23 protein-coding genes and 1 pseudogene are annotated in these 25,296 nt (G+C 62.9%); 20 read left to right on the top strand and 4 right to left on the bottom strand.

Features of this window, described 5'->3' with window-relative positions:
• Positions 1-3 precede the first annotated feature (3 nt).
• The 3 genes from modB (at position 4) to NKJ91_RS17025 (ending at position 2,240) form a co-directional block, all read left to right on the top strand.
• Positions 4-708, top strand: coding sequence for a molybdate ABC transporter permease subunit (modB, locus tag NKJ91_RS17035; protein ID WP_023676699.1), 705 nt, complete (start codon positions 4-6; stop codon positions 706-708).
• Complete coding sequence (gene modC / locus NKJ91_RS17030) at positions 705-1,817, top strand: molybdenum ABC transporter ATP-binding protein (RefSeq protein WP_352456519.1); 1,113 nt, start codon at positions 705-707, stop codon at positions 1,815-1,817. The genes modB and modC overlap by 4 nt, the downstream gene beginning before the upstream one ends.
• Before the next feature lie 81 nt (positions 1,818-1,898).
• Positions 1,899-2,240, top strand: coding sequence for a winged helix-turn-helix domain-containing protein (locus NKJ91_RS17025; protein WP_023676697.1), 342 nt, complete (start codon positions 1,899-1,901; stop codon positions 2,238-2,240).
• A gap of 33 nt (positions 2,241-2,273) precedes the next feature.
• Here NKJ91_RS17025 and cobF read toward each other — a convergent pair whose 3' ends face one another.
• Entirely contained in the window at positions 2,274-3,047 is a 774-nt protein-coding gene (gene cobF, locus NKJ91_RS17020) for a precorrin-6A synthase (deacetylating) (RefSeq protein WP_352456518.1), read from the bottom strand.
• Between the two features lie 140 nt (positions 3,048-3,187).
• Between cobF and NKJ91_RS17015 the strand changes: the two genes are divergently transcribed.
• The 5 genes from NKJ91_RS17015 to NKJ91_RS16995 all read left to right on the top strand — a co-directional run bounded on the left by NKJ91_RS17015 (position 3,188) and on the right by NKJ91_RS16995 (position 8,599).
• Complete coding sequence (locus NKJ91_RS17015; protein WP_352456517.1) at positions 3,188-4,198, top strand: DUF4424 domain-containing protein; 1,011 nt, start codon at positions 3,188-3,190, stop codon at positions 4,196-4,198.
• Positions 4,198-4,716 (top strand): dihydrofolate reductase, encoded by a 519-nt coding sequence (locus NKJ91_RS17010; protein ID WP_023676694.1) that lies wholly within the window; start codon positions 4,198-4,200, stop codon positions 4,714-4,716. The genes NKJ91_RS17015 and NKJ91_RS17010 overlap by 1 nt, the downstream gene beginning before the upstream one ends.
• A gap of 162 nt (positions 4,717-4,878) precedes the next feature.
• On the top strand, positions 4,879-5,973 hold the full coding sequence (gene hflK, locus NKJ91_RS17005) for an FtsH protease activity modulator HflK (RefSeq protein ID WP_352456516.1): 1,095 nt from the start codon (positions 4,879-4,881) through the stop codon (positions 5,971-5,973).
• On the top strand, positions 5,973-6,935 hold the full coding sequence (hflC, locus tag NKJ91_RS17000) for a protease modulator HflC (RefSeq protein WP_352456515.1): 963 nt from the start codon (positions 5,973-5,975) through the stop codon (positions 6,933-6,935). The genes hflK and hflC overlap by 1 nt, the downstream gene beginning before the upstream one ends.
• Before the next feature lie 146 nt (positions 6,936-7,081).
• On the top strand, positions 7,082-8,599 hold the full coding sequence (locus NKJ91_RS16995) for a DegQ family serine endoprotease (protein ID WP_352456514.1): 1,518 nt from the start codon (positions 7,082-7,084) through the stop codon (positions 8,597-8,599).
• Between the two features lie 47 nt (positions 8,600-8,646).
• Here NKJ91_RS16995 and NKJ91_RS16990 read toward each other — a convergent pair.
• Both NKJ91_RS16990 and serB read right to left on the bottom strand, forming a co-directional pair.
• Positions 8,647-9,218 (bottom strand): annotated as a pseudogene (locus NKJ91_RS16990) (GNAT family N-acetyltransferase).
• Positions 9,215-10,102 carry a phosphoserine phosphatase SerB gene (serB, locus tag NKJ91_RS16985; RefSeq protein WP_352456513.1) on the bottom strand — a complete coding sequence of 296 codons (888 nt, stop codon included), beginning with the start codon at positions 10,100-10,102 and terminating at the stop codon, positions 9,215-9,217. The pseudogene NKJ91_RS16990 and the gene serB overlap by 4 nt, the downstream one beginning before the upstream one ends.
• Here serB and miaA point away from each other — a divergent pair.
• The 3 genes from miaA to NKJ91_RS16970 all read left to right on the top strand — a co-directional run bounded on the left by miaA (position 10,092) and on the right by NKJ91_RS16970 (position 12,478).
• On the top strand, positions 10,092-11,060 hold the full coding sequence (gene miaA, locus NKJ91_RS16980) for a tRNA (adenosine(37)-N6)-dimethylallyltransferase MiaA (RefSeq protein ID WP_352456562.1): 969 nt from the start codon (positions 10,092-10,094) through the stop codon (positions 11,058-11,060). The two genes, serB and miaA, sit on opposite strands and share 11 nt — an antisense overlap.
• 104 nt (positions 11,061-11,164) lie before the next feature.
• The gene (locus tag NKJ91_RS16975) at positions 11,165-11,959 is read left to right on the top strand and encodes a GGDEF domain-containing protein (RefSeq protein ID WP_023676688.1); all 795 of its coding nucleotides are present in this window, start codon (positions 11,165-11,167) and stop codon (positions 11,957-11,959) included.
• A gap of 132 nt (positions 11,960-12,091) precedes the next feature.
• Complete coding sequence (locus NKJ91_RS16970; protein WP_352456512.1) at positions 12,092-12,478, top strand: ester cyclase; 387 nt, start codon at positions 12,092-12,094, stop codon at positions 12,476-12,478.
• A gap of 36 nt (positions 12,479-12,514) precedes the next feature.
• On the opposite strand, the gene NKJ91_RS16965 is transcribed toward NKJ91_RS16970, so the two are convergent.
• A complete protein-coding gene (locus NKJ91_RS16965; RefSeq protein WP_352456561.1) occupies positions 12,515-14,341 on the bottom strand; it encodes an ATP-binding protein in 1,827 nt (608 codons plus the stop codon).
• 150 nt (positions 14,342-14,491) lie between these two features.
• Here NKJ91_RS16965 and NKJ91_RS16960 point away from each other — a divergent pair, with 150 nt between their 5' ends.
• The 9 genes from NKJ91_RS16960 (at position 14,492) to NKJ91_RS16920 (ending at position 25,272) form a co-directional block, all read left to right on the top strand.
• Complete coding sequence (locus tag NKJ91_RS16960) at positions 14,492-15,058, top strand: helix-turn-helix domain-containing protein (RefSeq protein WP_352456511.1); 567 nt, start codon at positions 14,492-14,494, stop codon at positions 15,056-15,058.
• A gap of 1 nt (position 15,059) precedes the next feature.
• Positions 15,060-15,371: a hypothetical protein gene (locus NKJ91_RS16955; RefSeq protein ID WP_352456510.1), complete on the top strand. Its 312-nt coding sequence runs from the start codon at positions 15,060-15,062 to the stop codon at positions 15,369-15,371.
• A 21-nt stretch (positions 15,372-15,392) separates the two neighbouring features.
• The gene (locus NKJ91_RS16950; RefSeq protein WP_352456509.1) at positions 15,393-15,920 is read left to right on the top strand and encodes a GNAT family N-acetyltransferase; all 528 of its coding nucleotides are present in this window, start codon (positions 15,393-15,395) and stop codon (positions 15,918-15,920) included.
• 219 nt (positions 15,921-16,139) lie between these two features.
• Positions 16,140-17,300, top strand: a complete 1,161-nt coding sequence (locus tag NKJ91_RS16945; RefSeq protein ID WP_352456508.1) for a PcfJ domain-containing protein — start codon at positions 16,140-16,142, stop codon at positions 17,298-17,300.
• Positions 17,301-17,652: 352 nt separating this feature from the next.
• Positions 17,653-19,404, top strand: a complete 1,752-nt coding sequence (locus NKJ91_RS16940) for an acetolactate synthase 3 large subunit (protein WP_352456507.1) — start codon at positions 17,653-17,655, stop codon at positions 19,402-19,404.
• A gap of 66 nt (positions 19,405-19,470) precedes the next feature.
• Positions 19,471-20,043, top strand: coding sequence for an acetolactate synthase small subunit (gene ilvN / locus NKJ91_RS16935; protein ID WP_023676680.1), 573 nt, complete (start codon positions 19,471-19,473; stop codon positions 20,041-20,043).
• A 60-nt stretch (positions 20,044-20,103) separates the two neighbouring features.
• Positions 20,104-20,700: a LysE family translocator gene (locus tag NKJ91_RS16930; protein ID WP_352456506.1), complete on the top strand. Its 597-nt coding sequence runs from the start codon at positions 20,104-20,106 to the stop codon at positions 20,698-20,700.
• A gap of 169 nt (positions 20,701-20,869) precedes the next feature.
• Positions 20,870-22,117: an efflux RND transporter periplasmic adaptor subunit gene (locus NKJ91_RS16925; protein WP_352456505.1), complete on the top strand. Its 1,248-nt coding sequence runs from the start codon at positions 20,870-20,872 to the stop codon at positions 22,115-22,117.
• Positions 22,114-25,272: an efflux RND transporter permease subunit gene (locus tag NKJ91_RS16920; RefSeq protein ID WP_352456504.1), complete on the top strand. Its 3,159-nt coding sequence runs from the start codon at positions 22,114-22,116 to the stop codon at positions 25,270-25,272. Before NKJ91_RS16925 ends, NKJ91_RS16920 begins: the two co-directional genes overlap by 4 nt.
• Positions 25,273-25,296 lie beyond the last annotated feature (24 nt).

Raw genomic sequence — 25,296 nt, 5'->3', positions numbered from 1 at the left:
CACATGAACTGGCTGCTGGATCTCGCTCCCGACGAATGGAATGCGGTCCGGCTGTCGATCAAGGTGGCGACCGTGGCGATGATTGCCAGCCTGCCGCCGGGCATTCTGATCGCTCTTGTGCTTGCCCGCGGCCAGTTCTGGGGCAAGACGCTGCTCAATGGTCTGGTGCATCTGCCGCTGATCCTGCCGCCGGTGGTGACCGGCTATTTGCTGCTTTTGACCTTCGGCAAGCGTGGTCCGGCCGGCGCTTTCCTGGCCGAACATTTCGGCATCGTTTTTTCCTTCCGCTGGACTGGCGCCGCGCTCGCCTGCGGCGTGATGGGCTTTCCGCTGATGGTGCGGGCCATCCGGCTGTCGATCGAGGCCGTCGACCGCAAAATCGAGGCGGCCGCAGGCACGCTCGGCGCCAATCCGCTATGGGTATTTGGCACGATCACGCTGCCGCTGATCCTGCCCGGGCTGATCGCCGGTGCGATCCTCTCCTTCGCCAAGGCGATGGGCGAATTCGGCGCGACGATCACCTTTGTCTCCAACATTCCGAACGAGACGCAGACGCTACCGTCGGCGATCTACACTTTCACGCAGGTTCCCGGCGGCGACGCCGGCGCGCTCAGGCTGACGCTGATCTCGATCGTCATCTCGATGGCGGCACTTGTTGCCTCGGAAGTGCTGGCGCGGCGCGTCGGCCGGCGGATGGACATCGAATGACGGTTCAGGTCGACATCAGCCACCGGCTTGGCGATTTCGCCGTCAATGCCCGCTTCGAGAGCGCCGGGCGGCTGACTGCGCTGTTCGGGCCTTCCGGCTCCGGAAAGACGACGCTGATCAATTTGATTGCCGGGCTGATCCGCCCCGACAAAGGTCGTATCGCGGCCGAGGGCCGCGTGCTGGTCGATAGCGATGCCGGTCTGTTCGTGCCGAAGCACAAACGGCGGATCGGCATGGTGTTCCAGGATGCACGGCTGTTTCCGCATATGAGCGTGGCGAGCAATCTGCGCTATGGCCGCTGGTTCACGCCGGCTGCCGAGCGTTACGCGGATATCAATGGCGTGGTCGAACTGCTCGGGATCGGCCATTTGCTCGACCGGCGGCCGGCAAAACTCTCCGGTGGCGAGAAGCAGCGTGTGGCAATCGGCAGGGCGCTGCTTGCCAGTCCGAAATTGCTGCTGATGGACGAGCCGCTGGCTTCGCTCGACGAGGGGCGCAAGGCCGAGATCTTGCCTTATATCGAGCGGCTGCGCGACGAGACGAAAATCCCGATCGTCTATGTCAGCCACTCGATCGCCGAAGTGGCGCGGCTGGCGAGCGACGTCGTGGTGCTGATGCAAGGAAAGGTCGCCGCTTCCGGTCCGACCGGAGCGATCATGCAGCGTCTGGATCTATTGCCGGCCGAAGAGCGCGGCGAGGGCGGTGCCGTGCTGGATACCGCGGTTCTGCGCCACGACGAAGCCTTTGGCATGACGGTGCTAGGCTCATTGGCGGGCGAGATCCGGGTGCCGCTTCTGGCAACGCCAGTCGCTGCGCCGGTGCGCGTGCGCATCCGTGCCCGCGACGTGATGATCGCCACCGAGCAGCCGGTTGGCCTCAGCGCGCTCAACATATTGCCGGGCACGATCGTGGCGATACAGCCGGGCGAAGGGCCTACGGTCGAGATTGGCCTCGACTGCAATGGCGCAACCGTGCTTGCCCGCATCACCGAACAGTCGCGGCAGACACTGGGGCTTCGGCTTGGTCGACAGGTCTTCGCCGTGGTCAAGACGGTGAGCTTCGACCGGGCGAATACCGGCGCCGGCCTGCCCGCCGAGGCGGATGAGTGAACGGCCGATGATTCGCTATATCGTTTTAGAATAGCGGTATCGCTGCAGAACTTGTAGAATGGCGTCACCGCGGAGGAGCAAATGCCGTCGCTGAGTTTGCGGATAAATCTCGATCCAGATGGCCGCATCGGACCGGGCAAGATCGAGCTTCTGGAACAGATCGCCGCCTTCGGCTCGATTTCGGCCGCGGCACGCGGCATGGAGATGTCCTACAAGCACGCCTGGGATCTGGTCGAAGACATGAACCGCGTGTTCGGCAAGCCGCTGGTTGCGGCACAGACGGGCGGCAAAAAAGGCGGTGGCGCCCAGTTGACGTCGGTCGGGCTTGCTGTGGTCAGCCGCTTCCGCGCGATCGAGCGGGCTGCGTCTTCAGCAGCGGCGGCGCATATGGAGGCGCTGCAGGCCGAGATCGACGCAGCGTGACGCCGGCGGAATTCATGCCGCGTGTGATCCCTGTTACTTCTTAGGCTCGCCCGGCTTGCGCAGCAGATAGGTGTCCATGATCCAGCCTTTTTTCCGGCGGGCCTGCTCACGGGTGCTCACGATCTTGTCGCCGACGTCGCCAATCCGGCCCGAGATGACGATCTCGTCGGGCGTCCCGAGATAGGCGCCCCAGTGGACGGTGACGTCGTTGTCGTCCAGCGTGTTGAAGGCGCATTTGCCGTCCAGCATGACGATGGTGCTGCCGGCGTTTTCGGGCAGACCTTCCTCGGCGAGCCGGCGGCCGGTGGTGATCAAAATGGCGTCGCCGATCCGGTTCAATGCCATTTTGTGGCTGGCTGCGAGTGCCTGGATGGCGGTGATGCCAGGGATGACCTCCAGCTCGAACGCTACATTGCCTCTGAGGCGCACGCGCTCGAGGATGCGCAGCGCACTGTCGTAGAGCGACGGATCGCCCCAGATCAGGAAGGCGCCGCAGCCATCTTCAGGGAGTTCGTCGCGGATCAGGCCTTCGTAGATCGCGGCGATCGCCTCGTGCCAGTCGTCGACGGTCGAGCGGTAGGAAGGCGCCGGCTCGGCGCGCACCGGCACCTCGAATTCGACACGGCGCGAGTTCGGATTAATGACGAAGCGGTCGCAGATCTGGCGGCGCAATTCGGAGAGATCGTTCTTCTTGGCGCCCTTGTCGGGAATGAACAGCAAGTCGGCCCGATTGAGACCGTTAATGGCCTGGACCGTCATGTGCTCCGGATTGCCGGCGCCGATGCCGATGACGAGAAGCTTGCGCATGGGCGAACTCCTGCCCGATCGGGACCGGCGTGTCTAGACCGACACGACATGCCGGCAGGCGCCGGCGCATTTGCCGAAAGGCTTTGAAACGCCACATTGAACAGCTAGAGTCATATTGGCATCTCGCCGGGGGAGCTTCCATGTTCCGTTACGTCCTGACCGCAGCCTTGGCGCTCTCGGCTACGCCTGCGCTCGCCAATGATTCGGTCGCCGAACTCGGCACCGGTGGGCTGATCCTTTCGCGCAGCGATGCGGTGGCGATGGAAAGCGAGGATCTCTACATCTCGCCGGAAAAAGTGATGGTCGATTACGTCTTCCGCAACAACACCGACAAGAATGTCGATGCGATCGTCGCCTTTCCGATGCCCGACATCGAAGGCGACCCCGAAGAAATACCGGCGATTCCGGAGGCGCAGAGCGACAATTTCCTCGGCTTCGAAGTGACGATCGACGGGGTGCCGGCAAAGCTGCAGCTCGAGCAGAAGGTGTTCGCGCTCGGCATCGACATCGGCGCTGACCTGAAGGCGCAGGGCGTGCCGTTCTATCCGTTCGGCGATGCGGCCAAGGCAGCGCTGGCAAAGCTGCCGCAAGCGGTCGCCGACGACTGGGTCAACCGCGGCCTCATCATCGAGGACACTGCCGACGACGGTTCGGGCATGAAGACCGTCTATACGCCGTTCTGGCAATTGCGCTCGACCTATTGGTGGCGCTCGACGTTTCCGGCCAACAAGGCGGTCCATGTCTCGCATCGCTACAAGCCGAGCGTCGGCGGCACCTCCTCGGTCAGCTTCTTCTATGACGGCCAGTTCCAGGGTCAGTATGCCGCCTACAAGACACGCTACTGCATGGACGATGCCTTCGAGAATGCCGTGCGCAAGGCAGCCAAGGACGATCCCGACGGCTACCCCAAATATTTCGAGAACCGCATCGCCTATATCCTGACCACGGGCGGCAACTGGGCCTCGGGAAACATCGGCACGTTCAAGCTGACCGTCGACAAGGGCGATCCGAAGAACCTGGTCTCGTTTTGCGGCGAAAACGTCAGGAAGATCGGACCGACGACGTTCGAGATGAAGGCGCAGAACTTCTACCCCGAGCACGATATCGACATATTGCTGCTGGAGCCATCCGATGGCGGAAACGGCGGCTGATGGACCTCGCGATTTATGTCGCCATCGCCGAGAACGGCGTGATCGGGCGCGAGGGTGGGTTGCCGTGGCGGCTGTCCACCGATCTCAAGCGGTTCAAAGCCGATACGATGGGCAAGCCCATCATCATGGGCCGCAAGACCTATGAAGGCATCGGCCGCCCATTGCCGGGCAGGCTCAACATCGTGGTGACACGAGACAGGGCATGGCGCGCCGAGGGCGTCGAAGTCGCGCACTCGATCGAGGACGCAATCGCGCTGGCGACGGTGCGCGGGCGCTGCATGGCCGGCGCCGACGAGATCTGCGTCATCGGCGGCGGCGAGATCTACGCTCAGGCGCTGCCGTTGGCCGATCGGCTGCACGTGACCCATGTTCTGGCCGCGGTCGACGGCGATGCCCATTTCCCGCCGATCGATCCGGCGCTGTGGCGGATCGTCCGCTCGCAGGAGGTGGAGGCTGGCGAAAAGGACAGCCATGCGACACGCTATTCGGTTTACGAGCGGCGCCGCGACGTGCATTGAAGGCGACAAAGGGGTCGCGACAGGTCTAGATGGACCCAAAAGGCGGACAGTGGCGGCAGCCGATCGCGTTGAAAGCGTGCCGCTGCATCCCTATAGAATAATAATATTGGATTTTGCGCCGGTGAGCCGGCGCTTGAGGGAATTCCAAGCGAAAGGACATTCATGCCCTGGAACGACAAGAGCGGCGGCGGCGGCCCGTGGGGCGGCGGCAACAATCAGGGGCCTTGGGGTCAGGGACCAAAAGGACCCAGCGGCCCGCAGGGCTCGCCTCCCGATCTCGAGGATATCATCCGGCGCGGGCAGGACAGGTTGCGGCGCGCGCTGCCGGGCGGCGGTGGCGCGAGCCCTGCCGTGTTCGGGCTGATTGCCGCGGCGCTGGTGGTGCTATGGGCGTTCAAGGCGGTCTACACCGTGCAGCCCGACGAAGTTGCGGTGGAACTCAGGTTCGGCAAGCCGAAGGCGGAGCTGTCGCAGCCTGGCCTGCATTTCCATTGGTGGCCCATCGAAACGGTCGAGACCGCCAACATCGCCGAGCAGCTTGTCAGTATCGGCGGCGGCAGTTCCAGCGGCAATGGCCTGATGCTTTCCGGCGACCAGAACATCGTCAATGTGCAGTTCTCTGTGGCCTATCAGGTCTCCGACCCTAAGGCCTATCTGTTCGACGTGTCCGACCCGGACGGCATGCTGCAGCAGGTCGCCGAAAGCGCGATGCGCGAAGCGGTCGGCCGGCGCCCGGCGCAGGACATTTTCCGCGACGACCGGCAAGGCATCGCGGCGTCGGTGCGTGAGATCATCCAGACGACGCTGGATGGTTACAAGGCCGGCCTCAACGTCAACGCCATTTCGATCGAGGACGCCGCGCCACCGCGCGAGGTGGCAGACGCGTTCGACGAGGTGCAGCGCGCCGAGCAGGACGAGGACAAGTTCGTCGAGCAGGCCAATCAGTATTCCAATCAGAAGCTCGGCCAGGCACGCGGTGCGGCCGCACAGATCCGCGAAGACGCGGCCGCCTACAAAAACCGGGTCGTGCAGGAGGCCGAAGGCGAGGCGCAGCGCTTCATCTCGGTTTATGACGAATATGCCAAGGCGCCGGAGGTGACGCGCAAGCGACTCTACCTGGAAACGATGGAGAGGGTGCTGAAGGATTCGAGCAAGGTCATCGTCGAGCAGGGCAACGGGCAAGGGGTCGTTCCCTACCTGCCGCTGCCGGCATTGCAGCAGAAGGCGCCGACACCGGCCACCGGAGGAAACCAGTGATGGCCAACCGTCTTCCCGTCATTGCGGTCATCGCCGCGGTCATCCTGTTCCTGCTCTACTCGTCGGTCTTCGTCGTCAATGCGCGCCAGCAGGCGCTGGTGCTCAGGTTCGGCGAAATCGTCGACGTCAAGAACCAGCCGGGCATCTATTTCAAGGCGCCATTCTCCTTCTTCGATGCCGACACCGTGCAGCTGATCGAAAACAGGGTCCTGCGCTTCGACCTCGACAACATCCGTGTCCAGGTTTCGGGCGGCAAATTCTATGAGGTCGATGCCTTTATCGCCTATCGTATCTCGGATCCGCGCGTGTTCCGCGCCGCGGTGTCCGGCCAGATCGAACTGGCCGAGGCCCGGCTGAGGACGCGTCTCGACGCCGCCTTGCGCCGCGTCTATGGCCTGCGAGACTTCGAGGCGGCGCTCTCGGAAGAGCGCGCGGTGATGATGCGCGAGGTGCGCGATCAGCTGAGGCCCGATGCCACCTCGCTTGGCCTGCAGATCGAGGATGTCCGCATCCGCCGCACCGATCTCACGGCCGAAGTCTCGCAGCAGACCTTCGATCGCATGAAGGCCGAACGTCTCGCCGAAGCCGAGCGGCTGAGGGCGCGAGGCAATGAGGCAGCGCAGCGGATCAGGGCTCGCGCCGACCGCGAAGTGGTCGAAATCGTCGCCGAAGCGCAAAAAGAGTCTGAAATCCTGCGCGGTGAAGGTGAAGCCCAGCGCAGTGCCACGTTTGCCGGGGCCTATCAGCGCGATCCGGCCTTCTTCGATTTCTATCGGTCGATGAATGCCTATGGCACGGCGCTGAACAGCGCCGGAACGACGATGGTGCTGTCGCCGAATTCCGAGTTCTTCCGCTTCTTCCGCGACCCGGACAGCAAGGAAACGCCTGTGGCACCGGCGGCACCAGCGCCAGCACCTGCCGCTCCCGCCGCACCGGCAGCGCAGCCAAGCACCGGCCAGTAGGGCCGGTGCAGGGATAGCCGGCGTAACAGAGGATTTATTCTCTGGCGGTAGCCATAGCCGCAAACGTGCCTTATTTCTTGCCAACATGACGCGGACCGGCATTTTTGCCGAAGCGGTTTTTTTTCAGAACACCCGGAGGCCTTTCGATGACATCCACCACCCTTCTGCGTGCAGCGAGGCGGACGTTCATCGCCGGGGCCGCTGCGCTTCTGGTCGGCGCCGTTGCCGTTCCGTCGTTCGTGGCGCCGACGATGGCAGCCGACGGGCCGCCCTCGGTTGCCGATCTCGCCGCCGGCCTGCTTGGCGCCGTGGTCAACATCTCGACGTCGCAGACTGTTAAAGGCACTGAGGGGCCGGGCGCAGTGCCGATGCCGCAGCTGCCGGAGGGCTCGCCCTTCCAGGAATTCTTCGACGATTTCTTCAAGAACCGTGGCGGCGACAAGGGCGGCGGCGGGCAAAAGGTGCAGTCGCTGGGCTCCGGCTTCGTGGTCGACGCCGAGCAGGGCATCGTGGTGACCAACAACCACGTCATTGCCGATGCCGACGACATCGAGGTGAATTTCTCCGATGGGGTGACGCTCAAGGCGACGCTGGTCGGCACCGACACCAAGACCGATGTCGCGGTGCTGAAGGTCGATCCGAAAGGGCACAAGCTGACGGCGGTGAAGTTCGGCGATTCCAACACGATGCGTGTCGGCGACTGGGTGATGGCGATCGGCAATCCGTTCGGTCTCGGCGGCACGGTGACGGTCGGCATCGTCTCGGCACGCAATCGCGACATCAATTCCGGCCCGTATGACGACTTCATCCAGACCGATGCCGCGATCAACCGCGGCAATTCCGGCGGACCGCTGTTCAACAGCAGCGGCGAGGTCATCGGCATCAACACGGCAATCATCTCGCCATCGGGCGGCTCGATCGGCATCGGCTTCTCGATCCCGTCGCAGCTTGCCTCGGGCGTCGTCGACCAGCTTCGCCAGTTCGGCGAGACGCGGCGCGGCTGGCTCGGCGTGCGCATCCAGCCGGTGACCGACGACATTGCCGAAAGCCTGGGCATGGCGACCGCCAAGGGCGCGCTGGTCGCCGGCGTCATCAAGGGCGGGCCGGTCGACAACGGCACAATCCAGGCCGGCGACGTCATCATCAAATTCGACGGCAAGGACATCCATGAAATGCGCGACCTGCCGCGCGTCGTGGCGGAGAGCCCGGTCGGCAAGGCGGTCGACGTGATCATCGTGCGCAAAGGGGTCGAGCAGACCGTCAAGGTGACGCTCGGCCGGCTCGAGGACGGCGAAAAGCTTGCCAGCGGCGGTGAAAACGGCAACACCGACCAGGACGATGCCGACAAGGCGCCTGCGGTTTCGACGGCTGCCGTGCTCGGCATGACGATCGGCGAGCTCAATGAGGAGACGCGCACGAAGTTCGGCATTGCCGCCGACGTCTCCGGCGTCGTCGTGACCGACGTCTCCAAGGATTCGGCGGCTGCCGAACGCGGCATCCAGCCGGGCGAAGTGATCACCGAGATTGCGCAGGAATCGGTCGCAACGCCCAAGGACGTCATGGACCGGATCGGCGCGCTGAAGGAGCAGGGGCGCAAGAACGCGCTTTTGATGCTGGCGTCGAAGACCGGCGAGCTGAGGTTTGTGACAATCCGGATGGATTGAGTCCGGAAGAGCCTGCAACACTCTGATCTTGAAACGAAAAAGGGCGGCTAGCGGGCCGCCCTTTTTCTTGCCTGCCAGTCTGTGCGTGGCAGCCTGTAGAAGACATGTCGCCTGAGTGCGGTGTGGCTGTCCGGAACACCGGGATGGTCGAAGTCGGAGGCCGGGTCGGCGATCATGCCCAGGCGCTCCATGACGGCAGTGGACCGGCTGTTATCCTTGACTGCGAAGGACACGATTTCGTCGAGGCCAAGTCTTTCAAAGCCATAGGTGAGCCAGGCTTCGGCTGCTTCGGTGACATAGCCGCGGCCCCAGAATTCGGGTGCCAGCCGCCAGCCGATCTCGATCGTGCCGGGCGGCAGGAATGGCAAATGATCGGTTCGGTTATGCCGACGAAGCCGATGCATTCACCTGTGGCTGCGATCTCAGCGGCCGCGAAGCCGAAGCCGTCGCGATCGATAGCCGCGCGCAACTCCTCCATCTTGGCGTCCGACTGGGCACGGTCGCGCCGAAACGGAAAGAATTCCATGACGCGCTCGTCGGAATTGATGCGATGGAAGAGCTCGCGGTGACGATCTCCCCAGTTGCGCAGGATCAGGCGCTCGGTGCGGATCGGCGTCATTCGAAAAATTCCTCCCGGCGATAACCCTGCAGATAAAGCAAGGCGGTGAGGTCGCCGTGGTCGATGCGGATCTTTGCCTCGGCTGCCACGGCCGGCTTGGCGTGCAAGGCGACGCCGATGCCGGCAAGACGGATCATGTCGAGATCGTTGGCGCCGTCGCCGACGGCAATGGCATCGGCAGGCGTCAGGCCGAGGCGGGCGGAAATCTCGATAAGGGCTTCGGCCTTGGCGGCGCGGCCGAGGATCGGTTCGGCGACCAAGCCGGTGAAGCGGCGATCCTGCTCGATCAGGCGGTTGGCGCGATTTTCGTGAAAGCCGAGCAATGCTGCGATGCGGGTGGTGAAGATGTCGAAACCACCGGAGATCAGCGCCGTCCAGGCGCCATTGGCCGCCATTGTCTGGACGAGCGTGCGGCCGCCGGAGGCTAGCGTCAGGCGATTGTCGATGATGCGGTCGATGATTGCGGCATCGAGATCCTTGAGCAGCGCCACACGCTCGCGCAAGGCCGGCTCGAATGCGATCTCGCCGTTCATCGATCGCGCCGTGATGGCGGCGACGCGATCCTTGACGCCGATCTCGTCGGCAAGCTCGTCGATGCATTCCTGGTCGATCATTGTCGAATCCATGTCGGCGATCAGGATCTTCTTGCGCCTGTTCTCAGCCGGCTGGACGGCCACGTCGATCGGTTCGGAAGCAAGCGCGGCCTGCAGGCGCGCCGTTATTTCGGAAGCGTCGGCGGTCTCCGGCAAGTCGAGTTCGCAGGCGATGCCTTCGGCCAGCCAGCGAACAGCGCTTGCGCCGACCGACCGCGAGGCCATATTCGCTAGCGTCGGCGTCAATGCGCGGCCGGCGGGATGGGATAGAAGCGTGGCGATCAGCGGCATCGAAAATTCCAGCGGACAGGCGGGCGAAGGCCGCGTGAAGAACGCGATCCTGATAGCCGGGCCGACCGCCAGCGGCAAGTCGGCGCTCGCACTCGACCTCGCCGAGCGCAATGGCGGTGTCATCGTCAACACCGATTCTATGCAAGGCTATTCGGTGCTCGACGTGCTGACGGCGCGGCCTGGTCCTGCCGAACTCGCCCGCGTCCCCCACTTTCTTTATGGACACGTCGATCCGTCCACCGCCTATTCCACCGGCGCCTGGTTGCGTGATGTCACGAAGCTCATCGACGACGGCACGCTCTCGGAGCGGCCAGTGATTTTCGTCGGCGGTACCGGGCTTTATTTCCGGGCGCTCACGGAAGGTATCTCGGAGATGCCCGACATTCCGAAGTCGATCCGCGATCGCTGGCGCTACGAGCTCCAGGAACAGGGCGCAGTGAGATTGCACCGCATCCTGTTGCGCGAGGATTCTGCGGCCGGCATGATGCTTAAGCCGACGGATGGCCAGCGCATCGTGCGGGCGCTGGAGGTGCTCGACGCGTCGGGGCGTTCCATCCTGGACTGGCAGGCCGCGCGTGGCCGGCCGTTGATCGACAGGAGCAGCGCGCGCTTTTTCGTCATCGAGCCGGAGCGAGCGGCGCTGGTGGAGCGGATCGATGCTCGCTTCGACCGCATGCTGGACAAGGGGGCACTGGACGAGGTGAAACAGCTTTCAGCGCTCGGCCTCGATCCCGACCTGCCGGCGATGAAAGCAATCGGTGTTCGCGAGCTTCAGGCCGCGCTGGCCGGCGCCTTCAGTTTTCCCGAGGCCATCGAGCGCGCGAAAATCGCGACGCGGCAATATGCCAAACGGCAGGCGACCTGGTTCAGGCACCAATTGGGCCCGGAATGGCAGAGATTGCGTCCTGGTGAGGGGATCGACTCGATGCTCTCACTCCCTCATTCGAGCGCAACCTGAAAAGTCGACACCGAGGGGACATTTCGCGTTGAAGTTGTCCAGGTTAACTGTCCGTAAGTTCCCGCATGCCATAAGATCGTTACGAACTTTCCAACGGGGAGCAGATGCGTTTCCACAAGGCGGAATCAGCCTTTTTCGTCTTTATTTTTGTGATCCTGGCCGCCGGCCTGGTGACGCTTTACGCCTATGGGCTCCTGCAAACCCTGGCCGCCGACATTAGCAATACGCCTTCGGAACTCGATGAAATCGTCTATCTCAACAAGCTGCTGTTTGCGACGGGCGTGCTGCTGGCGACTGCGCTGTTCTTCGGCATTTTCTTCATCTACCCGCTGATCCGAAAGCAGGCGACGGAAGAAGGCAAGCTGCGCGCCATGACCGTTTCGCTCAGCGCGCGTTCGGAGACGCTAGAGCATGCGGCGCTCACCGACAGCCTCACCGGCATGCAGAACCGGCGTTATTTCGACGATGCGCTGAAGGAATATCTCGAAGAGTTCCGTCGCATCGAGAAACCAGTAGGGCTGATGATCCTCGACCTCGACCATTTCAAGCAGGTCAACGACAGCCACGGCCACGATGTCGGCGACGAGGTGTTGCGGGCGGTCGCCAACTGTCTCAAGGACATGACACGCTATCACGACGTGGTGGCGCGCCTGGGCGGCGAGGAGTTCGCGGTGGTCACGCCCAATATGGACGCCGAGCTGCTATCCAAATTCGCGGAGCGCATCCGCAAGGCGATCGCCAACATGTCGGTGCTGACGGGCAATGTCCGACTGAAAATCACCACCAGCGTCGGGCTTGCCGTCTGGGATCGCAAGGAAACCGCCGAGGAGTTCTATCGCCGCGCCGATCGCCAGCTCTATGAGGCGAAGAGGCAAGGGCGCAACCGCGTCTGTGCCTGAAATTCCGTCATTGAATTCGTGATGCCGGCCGTCTGGTATCGTTTTCTGCGTTTCCGGTGCACGCAGACCGACGTCACCCAGTCAAGCTGAGATGCTGCTTTTGCGGGGCTTGCCGGAAATAGAGGTGTTGCCGTGACTAAATCCGATCTCTCCGGTCTTTACCGAGGCTATATTGCATGCCTGAACAAGCAGGATTGGCCAAATCTGGGGCGGTTTGTTCATGATGAAGTGACCCACAACGATCGCAAGCTCGGATTGTCCGGCTATCTCGAAATGTTGGTGAGAGACTTCGACGAAATTCCGGACCTTTACTTCGACATTCAGCTATTGGTTGCCGATCCGCCTTATATAGCGAGCCGGCTAAGCTTCGACTGCGCGCCAAGGGGAACGTTCCTTGGGCTCGATGTAAGCGGGAAGAGAATTTCGTTTGCCGAGAACGTATTCTATGAGTTTCAGAGAGGGAAAATTCGCCAAGTGTGGTCAATCATAGACAAGACAGCCATCGAAACTCAGCTTTGATATCTGCGAGCGCTGCCTAAAAGTCGCTCGGCTCAATCATTCTGGGGGACGCAGGCCGAAGGTCGCCGGCTTGAGGCCGTAGCGCAAGTCGAAATCGTCGTTCCGCTGGGTGCGTGCGGCCGACGGCTTGCGATAGTCCGAATCGCCGGCCTGCCGGCCCGGATCGACGACTTCCGCGAAAGGCATTGCCTGCTGTGATTTCGGCACGTTGCGGAGCCGTTCGACGATCGCCACGAGGTCGACCTCGTCGCCGGTTTCGGACCGCAAGGCGTCCGCGCGCTTGGCGGTGCCGGGGATCAAATCCTCGGAGAGCTTTTCGAACTTCATCCGCATCGTCGTCGCCACGCCTTCCCCGAAGGCAATGGCCTCGCGCTGGCCCATGGAAGACAGGAACGCCAGCGTCGAAGCCGAGGAGTCGGCGATCGCCGAGCGGATGATCGCCTGGTCCTGCTCGTTGGCGAGCCGCATGGCAAAGAACGTCGAGCACTGCGACAGGATGGTCGGGTCGAGTTCGCCCGGGCGCTGGGTGACGACGCCGAGATAACAGCCATATTTGCGGCCTTCCTTGGCGATGCGCGACAGCGCGTGCCGCGTCGGCGCGAAACCGAGGCGCGGATCGGCCGGCATATAGCGATGCGCTTCCTCGCACAGGAAGAGCAGCCGCAGGCGGCCTTCGCTCCACAACGCCAGGTCGAAGGCCAGCCGCGCCAGCACCGAGCATACGGAATTGACCACCTCGGACGGCATGCCGGCCATTTCGAAGCAGGTCACAGGGCGGCCGTGATGCGGCACGCGGAAGATGTTGCCGATCGTCTCGTGGATGGTGTCCTCGATCAGGCGCGAGTTGAACATGAAACGGTAGCGCGGATCGGATGCCGCCGATTCGATACGTGTCTTCAGTGACCTGAGGGTCGGGCGATCGTTCTTGCTTTCCAGCAATCCCATGCGTTCGTCGACCAGCTTGATGAGGTCGGCAATGCGATAGGGCACCGGCGCGTCGGCGGTCAGCGCATCGGTGCTGCGCCGTAGATAGTTGCCGGAGTTCGGATTGCGGTAGAGGTTCTTGGCCGCGGGAATGAGATCGCGCAAGGCGTCGACCTCTTCCGGAACCGTCTCGCGGCCGCGAAACAGCACCTCGGCAAACTCCTCTAGCTTGAACATCCAGAAGGGCAGGTCGAGCGTCGTCGAATCGACCCTGACGCAATATTCGGGCAACGACGCGGCGAACTCGTTGTGTGGATCGAGGATGAGCACGCGCAGGTCGGGCCGGGCGGCGATCGACTTGCGCAAGAGCAGCGAGACGGCGGTCGATTTGCCGACCCCGGTGGTGCCGACAATGGCGAAATGCCGCGCCAGCGTATCGTCGATGGCGATATTGGCGTCGATGGCCTCGTCCTGCGACAGCGTGCCGATGGTGATCGAATGACGACCGGCGAGATCGTAGACGGCCTGCAGGTCGCGGCTGCGGATACGATGGGCAATGGCGCCGATATGCGGGTAGGTTGTGATGCCACGGTCGAAGATCGGCTTCGCGCCGGGTTCGGCACCGTCGCGCACCTCGCCGATCAATTCGATGCTGACCTCGATCGGATTCTGGCCCTCGCTGCTCCAGGCACGATCCGACTTGGCGATTTCATAGACCAGGCCGACGGTTCGTGATGTACCGAGATTGATCGAGATCATCTTGCCGACGCTCCACAGGCCGGTGACCGTGCCTTCGATATCGTCGGCATAGGCGCTGATGGTGGCGCGCGCGCCGTCGCATTGCACGACATTGCCCAGAATGCGCTTGTCGTTCTGCTCGGCCCTGCGGCGCTCCAGCAAAGTCGGTTCCCCAATGGAGGCTTCGCGTTCAACGAGCATGGACACGCCGATCCCTTTTCCCAAGCGATGAGCCTAGGCGAACGGGGTTAAGGTGGGATGAGGCCGGATGGTTTAGCGGACATTAAGGAGTTTGCGAAAAATGGATGAAACGGCCGTTGCTCCGTAGAAAAATTTCGATATATTGGATTAATGGATGATATAGCGAACGACATCTCCTCGACCATCGGCAGAAGAATACATGCCGAAAGAGTGGCTCGAGGCTGGTCCCTGGCAGAGCTGGCGGAGCGGTCCGATGTTTCGAAAGCCATGCTGAGCACGGTAGAACGCGGCATGACCAGCCCGACGGCGGCACTCCTTGTGCGCATTGCGGCCGCCTTCGGCATGACGCTGTCCACATTGATCGCAAGGGCGGAATTGCAGGGCGGTGGCCTGCTTCGCGAACGTGACCAGCCGCTCTGGCGCGATCCGGCTACGGGTTATGTGCGGCGGCATCTTTCGCCGGTCTCCGACATGCCCCTCGAACTGATCCGGATCCAGTTGCCGGCCGGCGCCAAGGTAAGTTTCCCGGCGGCGTCCTATGCCTTCATTAGGCAACAGATATGGCTGATCTCCGGGCGGCTGGAATTCACCGAGGGGGACATCGTTCACCGGCTCGAACCCGGCGACTGCCTGGCGCTCGGCGCGCCATCCGATTGCGTCTTTCACGCTCCGGGGCCGGACGCCGCCGAGTATCTGGTTGCGTTGGCCAGGAGCTGAGGTGAAGGCGCGCCGTCCGAAACGCTCCGACAATGGCGGTCCGCCGCTCCACGACTATAACGGTCCGCCCTGGGGCAAGGGCGACCCCTATGTCTTTCTTGCCTGGCGGACCGCCCATGCCCAGGCATGGAAAGTGCCGAGCCGCGAGATCATGCTGATGCGGCTGGACAAGGCCGAGCGGCTGGGCCTGACCTATGAGGAATACACGCTCGAACTGCTGGAACGCGGGCGACATCTGCAATTGGAAGACGCCGATCGCATCGCGGAAATCCGGCGGGCCAGGAAGCGGAAGCGGATCAGTCATTTCGATTGACGGACGGCGCAGGGGAACCACATGAGTTCGATCGAAATCAGGCCACTCACCAGGACTGACGGAACGCAAAAAATGCTGGCGGATCTGCTGATCGTGACAGTCGCTGCCGGCGGCTCGGTCAGCTTCATGCATCCGCTGGCGCCGGAGATGGCCGCGGCCTTCTGGAACAGGTCGCTTCATGCGGCCGCCAGAGGCGAAAGGGCGGTGCTTGGGGCCTGGAACGGCGAGGCTCTGGTCGGCACCGTCACCTTGCTGCTCGACTGCCCTCCCAACCAGCCGCACCGGGCCGAGATCGCCAAGCTGATGACCCGCCTCGATTATCGCGGCAAGGGCATCGCAACCCGCCTGATGGAGGCGGCGGAAGCCGTTGCCGTGGAGAAAGGCCGCACGCTGTTGGTCCTCGACACGGCAAAAGAGGAGGGGGCTTCCGGCCTCTATGAAAAGCTCGGCTTCACGCTGGCCGGCGAAATACCGGATTATGCGCTGAAGCCGCATGGCGGGCTGACAGGCACCCTCATCTACTGGAAACGCGTCGGCCGGACACGGTGATGGCGACAACGATGCACCTTTGCAACACCCGTCAGACCATCGCGGGCATGGAAAGAATAGCTCTTGCGTCAAATTGGCGGCGAGCTTAGAGAAGCCGCCCATTCTGATCCGTCGTCCTGAAAGGAGACCTGTCAATGACCCGGCGATCCAGATCGACACATTCCGTGCCGACGCTGGAATTGCGTGCGGCCGACAGGGTTCCAATCAGGAAGAACGGCCATGGCAAAGTCCATGATCCAGCGCAGGCAGGATGCCGAGCGCGAACGCATTGAAGCATATGCCGTAACGCTGCGGCGGGTTTTTCCCGTCCCGCGTCCCGCTCCGGATTTCGAGCGGGCGCTCGACGAGGCACGTCGGGGCTTTGCCGGCATGGCGATCCGCGACGGCGCGCTGTGGCGTCCAAAGCTGAAGACGCGCGACCCCGCGCGGCTGCGGCTGGCCGCGGCGCGTCATCTCTATGCGCGCTACCCGGTTACAGCCGCGCTCGAGGGGACCTGGCTGGACAGCTCGGGGTTGAATGCCGGCGAGATTGCGCTTCGCAAGGCTTGGCATATCGCAGTGGCGCGTGGTGACTCGCTTTACAAGGCGGGCGCCTGTGCGTGGCTGTCTCGCAAGGAGGTGCATTGCTTCTTGAACTTGCCCGGCGATTTCACGTTCGACGAGGCATTTTGGGTGGCGATCGTCCGGTCCTACACGGATGATTCCGGGTTGGCGGCCCGACTTGCCAAGTCGAAAATCGCGCGCACGCCACGTAACGATCTGGCCTTCTGGCGCGAGGTGACACGGTTCTTCTGCGGGCAACCCGCGTCGAAGGAGGAGATCGACGATCTATGCGACTATATCGGCGCCGTGCACCAGCGCGATGCGGCGTACAGCCTGAAGGGTCGCACGCTCGCCTCGCTGCGTCGGCAGATGCTGGAATGGCATCGAGACATTGCCGCGATCGAACGCATCGAGGCAATGCGCCGCCGCGCTGCCGGGCGGGCCACGCATACTGCCGGGACGCAGTCGCAGGGTCGCGCCTGGGACGGCTCGCGCCTCGACGATTGGGACTGGCAGCCGTCGACCAAGGAGGCAAAGGCGCATGGCGAGCGTTTCTTCATCCGTCAGTTGAAAACAGCCGAGGATCTGGTCGCCGAGAGCCGGGCGATGCATCATTGCGTCTCGATATACGCGGCCAAATGCATCGCCGGCAATGCCTCGATCTGGGTGCTGCGGCGCTCGGCGCTCGGCAAGATCGAGCGGTTGCTGACGATCGAACTCGACCCGCAAAACCGTGCGGTGCAGGTGCGCGGTTTCGGCAATCGTCTCGCCTCGCTCGAGGAGCGCAAGATCATCGAGCGCTGGGCCAAGGCGAGGGGTGTGGTGCTCTGCGCCTGAAACGGAAGACCCGCGCGGCGGAAAGGCGGCGCGGGTGCACAATGGGCGGATGTGCCGACGTCAGGCCAAGTGCACATTCGCCGTTGACAGCGGCGTCAAACCAATTCTATTGTCCGCCACCATGAAAAAGGCACTCATTCTCGTAGGAAAGCGCGTGGGCGAGGCGGTGTAACCGCCGGGCGATGACCTCCCATGCGCAAGACACAGGCTCCCTCGGGGGCCTTTTTTATTGCCCGAAACACGACTAAACGACGAGCAATCGCCAGATGGCGAACAGTACGGGACCAGACCGATGAGCAGTGGACAGAATGAGCGGCGCGAAATGCCAAGAACCGAAATGCCAAGGAGCGAAATGACGGGCGCCGAAATGGTGGTGCAGGCGCTGAAGGACAACGGCGTCAAGCATGTTTTCGGCTATCCGGGCGGCGCGGTTCTGCCAATCTACGATGAAATCTTCCAGCAGGACGAGGTCGAGCACATCCTCGTCCGCCACGAGCAGGGCGCGGGCCACGCGGCGGAAGGCTATGCGCGCTCGACCGGCAAGGCCGGCGTCATGCTGGTGACCTCAGGGCCGGGCGCCACCAATGCGGTGACGCCATTGCAGGACGCGCTGATGGACTCGATCCCGCTGGTCTGCCTGACCGGCCAGGTGCCGACTTCGCTGATCGGCTCGGATGCGTTCCAGGAGTGCGACACGGTCGGCATCACGCGGCCCTGCACCAAGCACAACTGGCTGGTGAAGGACGTCAACGAGCTCGCGGCAACGATCCACGAGGCCTTCCATGTGGCAACCACAGGGCGCCCCGGTCCGGTCGTCGTCGACATTCCGAAGGACGTGCAGTTCGCCAAGGGTATCTATGTCCCGCCGCAGACGGCGCCGCGCACCAGCTACCAACCGAAGGTCCAGGGCGATCTGGAAAAGATCAAGGCGGCGGTCGAGCTGATGGCCGGCGCCAGGAAGCCGATCATCTATTCGGGCGGCGGCGTCATCAATTCCGGCCCGGAGGCGAGCCATCTGCTGCGCGAGCTGGTCGACCTCACCGGCTTTCCCATCACCTCGACGCTGATGGGCCTCGGCGCCTATCCGGCGTCGGGCAAGAACTGGATGGGCATGCTCGGCATGCACGGCACGTATGAAGCGAACATGGCGATGCACGATTGCGACGTCATGCTCTGCATCGGCGCGCGCTTCGACGACCGCATCACCGGGCGGCTGACGGCGTTTTCGCCGAATTCGAAGAAGATCCACATCGACATCGACCCGTCGTCGATCAACAAGAACGTCCACACCGACGTGCCGATCATCGGCGATGTCGGGCATGTGCTGGAGGATCTGGTGCGGCTGTGGCGGGCAACCGCCAAGGCCGACAAGAAAGCGCTTCACCCTTGGTGGGAGCAGATTGCCAAATGGCGCGCGCGCGATTCGCTCGCCTACAAGATGAACCACGAGGTGATCATGCCGCAATATGCCGTCCAGCGGCTCTATGCGCTGACCAAGGACCTCGACACCTACATCACCACCGAGGTCGGCCAGCATCAGATGTGGGCGGCGCAGCACTATCATTTCGAGAAGCCGAACCGCTGGATGACCTCTGGCGGACTGGGCACGATGGGCTACGGCCTGCCGGCCGCGCTCGGCGTGCAGATCGCGCACCCGGATGCGCTGGTCATCGATATCGCCGGCGACGCTTCGGTGCAGATGACGATGCAGGAGATGAGCGCCGCGGTGCAGCACGAGGCGCCGATCAAGATCTTCATCCTCAACAACCAATATATGGGCATGGTGCGGCAGTGGCAGCAGCTGCTGCACGGCAACCGGCTGTCGCACTCCTACACCGAGGCGATGCCGGATTTCGTCAAGCTCGCCGAAGCCTATGGCGGCCACGGCATTCGCTGCGACAAGCCGGACGAGCTCGATGACGCTATCAAGGAGATGATCGGGGTCAAGAAGCCCGTCCTGTTCGACTGCCGCGTGGCGACGCTCGCCAACTGCTTCCCGATGATCCCGTCCGGCAAGGCGCATAACGAGATGCTGTTGCCGGACGAGGCGACGGACGAAGCTGTGGCCAACGCTATCGACGCCAAGGGCAGGGAACTGGTGTAGCCTGGTTCAAGGAAGCTGTGCGAAAACAGCAGATTAGCGCAAAAGTTTGAAATCGAGATTGATGTCATGAACGCACAGTTGCAACCGACCGGCTCCGCCTATTTCATCGCCAAGGAGACGGAAAAACCAGAGAACCACACGCTTTCGGTCCTGGTCGACAACGAGCCGGGCGTGCTTGCGCGGGTCATCGGCCTGTTTTCCGGACGTGGCTACAACATCGAGAGCCTGACGGTCTCGGAAACCGAGCACGAAAAGCACCTGTCGCGCATCACCATCGTGACGCGCGGCACGCCGCACGTGCTGGAGCAGATCAAGCACCAACTCGAGCGCATCGTGCCGGTGCACCGCGTCGTCGATCTCACCGTGCGGTCGCAGGAATTCGGACAGGAGCGGCCATTGGAGCGGGAACTCGCGCTGGTCAAGGTCGCCGGCACCGGCGAAGCCCGCGTCGAGGCGCTCCGGCTCGCCGATGCATTCCGCGCCAGCGTCATCGATGCCAACACCGAGCATTTCATCTTCGAGATCACCGGCAAGGGCTCCAAGCTCGATCAGTTCATCGCCATCATGAAACCGCTCGGGCTGGTCGAGATCTGCCGTACCGGGGTGGCGGCGATGAACCGCGGCCCGCAAGGGATGTAGTCATCCAGCTTGGCTCTATCTCGTCGCTTTGCCACCGATCGCATTGATTAGGGGAACGGCATGACATTCGACGCATTCTTCGCCTTACTGGTCTATGCCTTCGTGACCTCGATCACGCCGGGCCCGAACAACTTCATGCTTCTGGCCTCGGGCGTGAATTTCGGCTTGGTCAAGACCGTGCCACACATGCTCGGCATCGACTTCGGCTTCCTCGTGCTGTTGCTTGCCGTAGGCTTCGGGCTTGGCGCCGTGTTGACGGCCTTTCCGGTGCTGCACACCGGGTTGAAGATCGCCGGCGGCCTCTACCTGCTTTATCTCGCCTGGAAGATCGCCATGTCGCGCTCGCTCGGCGGCGAAGGCGAGGCGAAGGGCCAGCCGATGCGGTTCATCGAGGCTGCGGCTTTCCAGTGGGTCAATCCCAAAGCCTGGGTGATGGCGATTACAGCCATGGCCGTCTATACGAACCCGGAACGCCGGTTTGTGTCGGTGGTGCTGATCGCGGCCGCGTTCGCCGTCGTTATGCTGCCGAGCATTTCGACCTGGGCCGGTTTCGGCATGGCGCTGCGCGGTTTTCTGGCGGATGCGGTGCGGCTCAAATGGTTCAACATCGCCATGGGCGTGATGCTTGCGGCGACGCTGTGGCCGATGCTGCGTTAGCTGCCGTTCTATTGTGCACTGCACATTAAATCTTCGTAATGACGGGTTTTGGCCCTTTTTCGCCTTCGGCATCCTCTATTATCTGGCAAAATCGCGGCAAGAGGCTGCGAGTTGAGCTAGAGTGCGACCAGCGGAAATCGGCGTGTCGCGTTGAGAAGGCCTTTTGTCGATGCGCGGAAAGATCGTATTAGCGGTGATCGCTGCAGCCTGCGTTGCCGCGGCGTGGCTCTATCTTTCGCCCAGCGCAATGAGCGGTCTTCAGCAGATGCTGTCGGCGAATCAGACGGCGACGGCGGACAAGCCCGCTGCAGCAGCAAATGCCGCGCGTACGACTTCGGTGGTTGCCGCCACCGCTACGACGGCCGATTTCCCGGTCCGGCGCTATGCCATCGGCTTTGTGTCCTCTCCTGCCGTGGTCAGCATCAACGCGCGGGTCTCGAGCCAGATCGTCGCAATCGCGGTCAAGGACGGACAGATGGTGAAGGCCGGCGACCTTCTTTTCTCGCTGGACGATCGCTCGTTGAAGGCGCAACTGGCACGCGATCAGGCGACGCTCGCAAAAGACCAGGCGCTGCTTGCCAGCGCCACGGCCGATCTTCAGCGCGCCAAAAATCTCGTCGCCAGGCAGGCCGGAACACAGCAGACCTACGATCAGGCCGTCGCGGCGCAGAAATCCGCCGCGGCCACCGTCGACGCCGACAAGGCAACGATCGATGCGGACCAAATCCAGCTTGGCTTCGCCACGATCAGGGCGCCGATCTCCGGCAGGCTTGGCGCAGTCAGCGTCGCCGTCGGCGATCTCGTCACCACCAGCAACGGCAGCAGCACGTCGACTCCACTGGTGACGATCACGCAGGTCGACCCGCTGCAGGTGAACTTCAATCTCCCCGAAAGCGATCTTGCCTTGCTGCACAAGGCGCTGGCAGCGCCGCAGCAAGGTGCGGTGACGCTGACCAAGGACGGCGACCCGAAGCCGATCGGCAAGGGAACGCTGGATTTCGTCGATTCCAGCGTAGACACGGCGTCCGGCACGATCGCAACGCGGGCCAGTGTGCCCAACGCCGATCTTTCGCTATGGCCGGGCCAATACGTCAACGTCGTGCTCGATGCCGGCATCATGCCACAAATGACGTCCGTTCCGACGGTCGCCGTCCAGCCCAGCCAGAAGGGCCCGTTCGTCTATGTAATCAAGCCGGACAACACCGTTGAAATGCGGCCCGTGCAGATCGCGCTGACAGAAGGCACCAACACCGCAATCAGCCAAGGATTGAAAAGCGGCGAGCGTGTCGTCGTCGAGGGTCAGACCAAACTGAAGAACGGCGCGGCGGTGCGCGAAGGCAAGGCTTCGACCGGCACAGGCGATCGGGCGGCTCCGAAGGTTGCCGAGGCTGACCGGACGGGCGGAACACAGCCATGATTTCCGAATTCTGCATCCGCAGGCCCGTCGCCACGCTGCTCATGTCGTTCGCCCTGGTTCTGGGCGGACTATTTGCTTACAAATTCCTGCCGGTCGCGGCGCTGCCAAGCGCCGAATTTCCGGTTGTCAACGTCTCGGCCTCGCTGCCCGGGGCTTCGCCGGAAACCATGGCGACCTCGGTGGCAACGCCTCTGATCAAGCAGTTTGCCACTATCGCTGGCATCGATTCGATCTCGACGACCAACTCGCTCGGCTCGACCTCGATCGCCATTCAGTTCGTACTCAACCGCGACATCGATGCAGCCGCCGCCGACGTGCAGGCAGCGATCGCACGTACGCAACGACAATTGCCGCCGGAGATGACCAGCCCGCCGAGCTACCGCAAGGTCAATCCAGCCGACGCGCCGATCCTGCTGATGTCGCTGGTCAGCGACACAATTCCGCTGACCGATCTCGACGCGTTTGCCGAGAATGTGATTTCGCCGTCGCTGTCGACGATCGACGGCGTTGCGCAGGTGTCGATCTACGGGCAGCAGAAATATGCCGTGCGCGTCCAGATCGATCCGACGGCGCTCGCCGCACGCGGCATCTCGATCGACCAGCTGCAGACGGCCATTGCCTCGGCCAACAGCAACACGCCGCTCGGCGTGCTCAAGAACAACAAACAGCAGCTGACGATCACCGCGAACACGCAGCTGACCGATGCGGCGGGATTCTCGAACATCATCATCGCCACCAAGAACGGCCATCCGGTGCGGCTCGGCGAGGTGACCCGCGTCATCGATTCGGTCGAGACCACGACGACGGCAAGCTGGTATGACGGCACCCGCGCCATCATTATGGCGGTGCAGCGCCAGCCGGATGCCAATACCGTCGACGTCGTCGACCGCGTCAAGGCGATGCTGCCTTCCTTCGATGATCAGATGCCGGCAGCGGCGAGCATCCAGTTGCTAAACGACCGCTCGACATCGGTCCGCGAGGCGGTCGATGACGTGCAGTTCACGCTCTTGCTCACCATCGCGCTGGTGGTGATGGTGATCTTCCTGTTCCTGCGCCGGGTAACGGCGACGGTCATCCCGGCCGTGGCGGTGCCGATTTCGCTCATCGCCACGCTGGGCGTGATGTACCTGTTCGGCTTTTCCATCGACAACGTCTCATTGATGGGGCTGACGCTGGCGGTCGGTCTTGTCGTCGACGATGCAATCGTCATGCTCGAAAACATTTTCCGCCATATGGAGGAGGACGGGCTCTCTGCCCTCGAGGCGTCGCTCAAGGGCGCGCGCGAGATCGGCTTCACCATCATCTCGATCTCGATCTCGCTGGTTGCCGTGTTCATTCCGGTGCTTTTGATGGGCGGCGTGATCGGGCGCATCTTCAACGAATTCGCGGTGGTGGTGACGGTCGCCATCCTGGCGTCGATGTTCGTCTCGCTGACGCTGACGCCGATGCTGTGCTCGCGGCTGTTGTCATTATCGAAAGCCGAGCAGAAAGCAGCGCACGGTGAAGGCCATAGACAAAACGTCTTCATGCAGGGCTATGACAGGCTGCTGACATTCTGCCTGCGCCACAATTTCCTTGTCTTCCTTGTCTTCCTGGTGACCGCCGGGCTGTCGGTGTGGCTGATCCAGATTTCGCCGAAGGGCTTCTTCCCGCAGGAGGATATCGGCCAGGTCTCGGTGACGACCATCGCGCGCCAGGACATTTCGTTTGACGCGATGGTGAAGCTGCAGGGGCAAGTGGCGGATGTCTTCACCCATTCGCCCTACGTCGCGCATGTCGGCTGGTCGGCGGGCAGTGGAAACAATGCGCTCAACCAGGGCCAGCTGTTTGTGCAGCTGAAAGACAAGGACCAGCGACCGAACATCGACAAGGTGCTTACGGACCTGCGGCGCCAGCTGGCCAATGTGCCCGGCATCGAAACCTACATGCAGCCGGTGCAGAACCTGCGGCTCGGCGCGCGTTCTTCGGCGAGTGCCTACCAGCTTGCCGTTCAGGGCCTCGATACCGGCCTGACGAACGTCTGGGCGCAGAGGCTGACGGACGCGATGGCTGCCGATCATGCCGCCTTCACCGACGTCACCAATGACCTGCAGAACAACGCGCTACAGGCGACGCTGGTGATCGACCGCGACAAGGCGGCGAACCTCGGCGTCGATACCGACACGCTGCGCTCCAGCCTCTATGGCGGTTTCGGCACCCAGCAGGTGTCGACCATCTTCGGTTCGGCCGACAGCTACGACGTGATCATGGAGCTCGATCCGAAGATCGAGTGGTCGCCCGAGCGGATGCTGGCCATCAAGGTGAGAACGGCGAGCGGCAGCCTGGTGCCGCTCGGTGCGTTCGCCCGCGTCGATCGGACCGCCGGTGCTTTGACCGTCAACCAGCTCGGCCAGCTTCCGGCAGTGACCATCTCCTACAATCTGCCGCAAGGCGTGGCCCTCGGCGACAGCGTGAGCCACATCAACGCGCTGAAGGACAAGATCGGCATGCCGCCGACGATCTCGACCGCCTTCTCGGGCACGGCCAAGACGTTCCAGGATTCGCTTTCCAACCAGGGGCTGCTGATCGGCGGCGCGATTCTGACCATCTATATCGTTCTCGGCATGCTCTATGAGAGCTTCATCCACCCGCTCACCATCCTGACCGGGCTTCCATCGGCGGTGCTCGGCGCGCTGGTGGCACTGCGGCTGGCGGGGATGGATCTTTCGGTGATCGCGGTGATCGGCATCCTGATGCTGATCGGCATCGTCAAGAAGAACGGCATCATGATGATCGACGTGGCGCTGGAACTCAGGCGCGAGGGGATGTCGCCTGTCGAATCCATCCACAAGGCCTGCCTGATGCGCTTCCGGCCGATCATGATGACCACGCTTGCCGCGCTGATGGGCACCATCCCGATCGCGCTCGGCACCGGCGCCAGCGCGGAATTGCGCCAGCCTCTCGGCGTGGCGGTGGTCGGCGGTCTTGTCGCCTCGCAGGCACTGACGCTGTTCGTCACGCCCGTCATTTACGTCTACATGGAGCATTTTTCCGGCTGGCTGGTCAGGCTGTGGGCACGGCGCCGGGGCGAGCCGAGCCCGGTCGAAGCGGTCGACCAGCCGTCACTGTTCGACGAGGAGGAAGAACCGGTGCCGCAGAAGGCGGCAGCCGAATAGCGCTGGCCCAAGCCGTGGTGCTTG

The organism is Mesorhizobium sp. M0040, assembly GCF_040323505.1.
Taxonomy (GTDB): domain Bacteria; phylum Pseudomonadota; class Alphaproteobacteria; order Rhizobiales; family Rhizobiaceae; genus Mesorhizobium.
This window is presented reverse-complemented; position numbering and strand designations above follow the sequence as displayed.

Coding starts and splice junctions, on each gene's coding strand:
- modB (WP_023676699.1), top strand. CDS start 4: ATGAACTGGCTGCTGGATCTCGCTCCCGACGAATGGAATGCGGTCCGG.
- modC (WP_352456519.1), top strand. CDS start 705: ATGACGGTTCAGGTCGACATCAGCCACCGGCTTGGCGATTTCGCCGTC.
- NKJ91_RS17025 (WP_023676697.1), top strand. CDS start 1,899: ATGCCGTCGCTGAGTTTGCGGATAAATCTCGATCCAGATGGCCGCATC.
- cobF (WP_352456518.1), bottom strand. CDS start 3,047: ATGCGCAAGCTTCTCGTCATCGGCATCGGCGCCGGCAATCCGGAGCAC.
- NKJ91_RS17015 (WP_352456517.1), top strand. CDS start 3,188: ATGTTCCGTTACGTCCTGACCGCAGCCTTGGCGCTCTCGGCTACGCCT.
- NKJ91_RS17010 (WP_023676694.1), top strand. CDS start 4,198: ATGGACCTCGCGATTTATGTCGCCATCGCCGAGAACGGCGTGATCGGG.
- hflK (WP_352456516.1), top strand. CDS start 4,879: ATGCCCTGGAACGACAAGAGCGGCGGCGGCGGCCCGTGGGGCGGCGGC.
- hflC (WP_352456515.1), top strand. CDS start 5,973: ATGGCCAACCGTCTTCCCGTCATTGCGGTCATCGCCGCGGTCATCCTG.
- NKJ91_RS16995 (WP_352456514.1), top strand. CDS start 7,082: ATGACATCCACCACCCTTCTGCGTGCAGCGAGGCGGACGTTCATCGCC.
- serB (WP_352456513.1), bottom strand. CDS start 10,102: ATGCCGCTGATCGCCACGCTTCTATCCCATCCCGCCGGCCGCGCATTG.
- NKJ91_RS16975 (WP_023676688.1), top strand. CDS start 11,165: ATGCGTTTCCACAAGGCGGAATCAGCCTTTTTCGTCTTTATTTTTGTG.
- NKJ91_RS16965 (WP_352456561.1), bottom strand. CDS start 14,341: ATGCTCGTTGAACGCGAAGCCTCCATTGGGGAACCGACTTTGCTGGAG.
- NKJ91_RS16960 (WP_352456511.1), top strand. CDS start 14,492: ATGGATGATATAGCGAACGACATCTCCTCGACCATCGGCAGAAGAATA.
- NKJ91_RS16950 (WP_352456509.1), top strand. CDS start 15,393: ATGAGTTCGATCGAAATCAGGCCACTCACCAGGACTGACGGAACGCAA.
- NKJ91_RS16945 (WP_352456508.1), top strand. CDS start 16,140: ATGGCAAAGTCCATGATCCAGCGCAGGCAGGATGCCGAGCGCGAACGC.
- NKJ91_RS16940 (WP_352456507.1), top strand. CDS start 17,653: ATGACGGGCGCCGAAATGGTGGTGCAGGCGCTGAAGGACAACGGCGTC.
- ilvN (WP_023676680.1), top strand. CDS start 19,471: ATGAACGCACAGTTGCAACCGACCGGCTCCGCCTATTTCATCGCCAAG.
- NKJ91_RS16930 (WP_352456506.1), top strand. CDS start 20,104: ATGACATTCGACGCATTCTTCGCCTTACTGGTCTATGCCTTCGTGACC.
- NKJ91_RS16925 (WP_352456505.1), top strand. CDS start 20,870: ATGCGCGGAAAGATCGTATTAGCGGTGATCGCTGCAGCCTGCGTTGCC.
- NKJ91_RS16920 (WP_352456504.1), top strand. CDS start 22,114: ATGATTTCCGAATTCTGCATCCGCAGGCCCGTCGCCACGCTGCTCATG.